Source organism: Mycobacterium sp. (genome assembly GCF_008709575.1).
In the GTDB taxonomy this organism is placed as follows: Bacteria; Actinomycetota; Actinomycetes; order Mycobacteriales; family Mycobacteriaceae; genus Mycobacterium.
This window is the reverse complement of record NZ_VYIK01000299.1, coordinates 1-729: the sequence shown is the minus strand read 5'-3', so window position 1 is coordinate 729 and position 729 is coordinate 1. Positions and strand designations below refer to the sequence as shown.

Annotated in this window: 1 protein-coding gene and 1 pseudogene; one reads left to right on the top strand and one right to left on the bottom strand. The window is 64.9% G+C overall.

Translation table 11 applies throughout. The features are described 5' to 3' along the window. Positions 1-201, top strand: a pseudogene (locus F6Q13_RS18580) (galactose-1-phosphate uridylyltransferase); the annotation flags it as partial. A gap of 112 nt (positions 202-313) precedes the next feature. Here F6Q13_RS18580 and tnpA read toward each other — a convergent pair. Further along, a partial coding sequence (tnpA, locus tag F6Q13_RS18575) for an IS200/IS605 family transposase (protein WP_293059667.1) occupies positions 314-729 on the bottom strand: 416 nt, incomplete at its 5' end.

Below are 729 nucleotides of genomic sequence, written 5' to 3'. Positions count from 1 at the left end.
CCGCTGCCCTACATGTCGGCGCTGCACCAGTTCGCCGACATCCACGGCCAGCGCGACGGCTACTTCCACGTCGAGCTGATGTCGGTCCGGCGCAGCGCGACCGCGCTGAAGTACCTGGCGGCCTCCGAGTCGGCGATGGAGGCGTTCATCAGCGACGTGACCCCGGAAAGTGTGGCAGAGCGGCTGCGGGCACTGCGATGACCGAGTGTCGTAGCGGTTAGCGCATCAAGTTGGTTGATGAAGTAACCACTGGCGTGTGTGGCGCGGCGTAGCGGCTGCGTGGGTTGGGTCCTTGTCGGGCGTAGCCCGATGGTTAGAGGGGCCGGTTTTGGTTTTCGATGTAGCGTTTGATCACCGACAATGGCGCGCCGCCGGCGGAGGCGGCGAAATACGACGGCGACCACAGGTGGCTGCGCATCCGGGCGCGCACACACGTTCCGGTGTATTCGCGGCGCACCGCGTAGCTGGAGCGGCCTTTAAGGCGGCGCACCAGCGTGGAGATCGCCAGGGTGGGCGGGTAGGCGACCAGCAGGTGCACGTGCTCGGGTTCGCCGTTGAACTCAACCAACTCGGCACCCAGATCGGTGCACACACCGGACATGGTGTGCTGGCAGAAGTCCAGCATCGCCGAGTCCAGAATCCGCCGACGATATTTCGTTACGAAGACAAGATGTACCCGCAGCGCCGTCACGCTGTGGGCGCCACGCCGGTAGGTGTTGTTGGCTGCTG